This is a genomic window from Curtobacterium sp. MCBA15_001, assembly GCF_001864835.1.
In the GTDB taxonomy this organism is placed as follows: Bacteria; Actinomycetota; Actinomycetes; order Actinomycetales; family Microbacteriaceae; genus Curtobacterium.
The window spans coordinates 306,154-308,691 of the sequence record NZ_MJGI01000023.1 but is presented as its reverse complement, the minus strand read 5'-3'; the positions used below and the strand labels follow the sequence as shown (position 1 = coordinate 308,691).

General features: G+C 71.3%; 3 protein-coding genes. All 3 read right to left on the bottom strand.

Annotation, left to right across the window (positions count from 1 at the left end):
- The coding region (locus BIU90_RS18695; protein ID WP_175470191.1) for a hypothetical protein at positions 1-207 on the bottom strand (207 nt) is incomplete at its 3' end.
- A gap of 4 nt (positions 208-211) precedes the next feature.
- Entirely contained in the window at positions 212-1,627 is a 1,416-nt protein-coding gene (locus BIU90_RS10740) for an LLM class flavin-dependent oxidoreductase (protein ID WP_302847392.1), read from the bottom strand.
- A gap of 107 nt (positions 1,628-1,734) precedes the next feature.
- Positions 1,735-2,538 (bottom strand): Gfo/Idh/MocA family protein (locus BIU90_RS10735; RefSeq protein ID WP_071300193.1); only part of this gene is annotated, 804 nt, incomplete at its 5' end.

Genomic DNA, 2,538 nt, shown 5'->3' with positions numbered 1-2,538 from the left:
GAGCACGAAGCCGTCGAGCGCCCCGTCGATCGGACCCGCGACGAGGAGCGCCACACGGTCGACCGCGACCTTCGCCTCGGCCCGCGTCCGGACGGCCGGGTCCTCGGGCACCCCGTCGCGCGCGGCGACGGCGGCGCACCACAGGTCGATGCACGCGGCGACCTGGTCCGGGGTCGCAGGACGCACGACCACGGACGACTCGATCACCCGGTCAGCCTACGACCGCGTCGCTCCCGATGCGGTAGCCGGCACCGCGGTGTTCCTCGGGCAGCCGGTCGCCGCGTCCGTGCAGCTTGTGCCGCAACGAGCCCTCCGTGTACTCGGTGGGGTACGCGCCGCGGGCCCGGAGCTCGGGCACGACGAACTCGATGACGTCCTCCCAGGTGCCGGGGGTGACGGCGTACGCCAGGTTGAACCCGTCGACGTCGGTCTGCTCCTGGATGTCGAGCAGCTGCTGGGCGATCGTCGCGCCGGAACCGACCGCGACCGGACCGAGCCCGCCGATCGCAGTGTGCTTCGCGATGTCGCGGACGGTCCAGTTCGCGCCGTCCTCCCCCGTCGCCGCGGACAGGTTCGCCGCGGTCGACTGGATCGCGTTCGACTCGATGTTGCCGAGCGGCTCGTCCAGGTCGTACTGCGACAGGTCGACGCCCATCCAGCCGGAGTTGAGCACCAGCGCGCCGAGCTCGGACGCGTAGGACAGGTAGTCCTCGTACTTCGCCTGCGCGAGCTCGTCCGTGGCGTCGGTGATGACGGTCAGCAGCGTGTAGATCTTGGCGGCGTACCGGTCGCGACCGGCGGCCTCGAGCGCGTCGCGGATCTTCCGCACCGTGGCGGCGAGCTGCGGCAGCGTCGGTGCCCCGACGAAGATCGCCTCGGCGTTCTCGGCGGCGAACGTGATGCCGCGCGGCGAGGCCCCGGCCTGGTAGATCACGGGGGTCCGCTGCACCGACGGCTCGGACAGGTGGATGCCGGGGACGTCGAAGTGCGCGCCGTGGTGCTCGATCGGGTGGACCTTGGCCGGGTCGGTGAAGACGCCGTTCTCCTTGTCGAGCACGACGGCGTCGTCCTCCCACGACCCCTCCCACAGCTTGTAGAGGACCTCGAGGTACTCGTCCGCCACGTCGTAGCGGTCGTCGTGGCTGAGCTGGTCGGTCTGCCCCATGTTCCGCGCGGCGCTCGGCAGGTACCCGGTGACGACGTTCCAGCCGACGCGCCCCTTCGTCAGGTGGTCGAGCGTCGACACCCGACGGGCGAACGGGTACGGGTGTTCGTAAGCGGTGCCCGCGGTGATGCCGAAGCCGAGGTGCTCGGTGACCGCGGCCATGGCGGACACGAGCAGGATCGGGTCGTTCACCGGGACCTGCGAGCCGGTGCGCAGCGCGGCCTCGTTCGTCCCGCCGTAGACGTCGTACGTGCCCAGGACGTCGGCGATGAAGATGCCGTCGAACGCGCCGCGCTCGAGCGTCTTCGCCAGGTCCGTCCAGTACGTCAGGTCGCGGTAGTCGCGGGACCGGTCGCGCGGGTGGCGCCACAGTCCGGAGGACTGGTGCGCGACACAGTTCATGTCGAACGCGTTGAAGCGGATCTGCCTGGTCGGGTTCGGGGTGTTCGTGGGCTCCGTCACGGTCTGGACGCTACGGCGGCTTCCGGCGCTGGTCACGCACCGTGACGAAGCATGACGCGGAACGCCCGGTCACACTGCTGTGCGGCCGGGCGTTCCGTGGAGGGGTGTCAGACCGCGACGGTCTCCAGCGTGGCTGCGAGCGGGTCGAAGTCCTCGGGCAGCGACGCGATCGGCGCCACGGTGGACTCGACCTCGACGAAGGACCGGCGCTCGACCGACTCCTCGACCGCGACCATCGCGTCGAGCACGTGGTATCCGACGTGGCCGGTCGCGATGTGCGACCCGCCGCCTCGGATCGCCCGGGCCATGTCGAGCACGCCGAGGCCCCGGCCGACGGTCGGCTCCTCGTCGAGCAGCGTCTCCCACTCCTGCTCGAACGGCCACGACGCCCCGACGGGGATGGGCCGGGCGATCCGGATCGGGTGGCCGCCGCCGAAGGTGTTCGGGTCGGGCAGGACGATCGTGCCCTCGGTGCCGTTGACCTCGAACACGCCGTGCCGGAACAGCGGGGTGTCGAACGACAGCAGCGACTGCGCGTTGCCGCCCTGCTCGAACGCCGTCAGGACGGAGACGTGCGTCGGCACCTCGACGGGGAAGTCCGTCCCCGCGTTCGGTCCGACGACCAGCGAGCGGGTGTCCCGCGACTTCGACCCCGTCGCGACGACCGACGCGATCGGGCCGAGCAGGTGCACCAGCGCGGTGAAGTAGTACGGGCCGATGTCGAACAGCGGCCCGGCGCCCTTGGCGTAGAGGAACGAGGCGTTCGGGTGGAACACGTCCGGGCCCTGCCACTGCATGCTCGTGACGGCGGTCAGCGGGGTGCCGATCGCGCCGGCCTCGATCGCGCGCTTGGCGGTCTGCCACCCGGTGCCGAGCACGGTGTCGGGCGCGATGCCGAGCTTCAGGCCGAG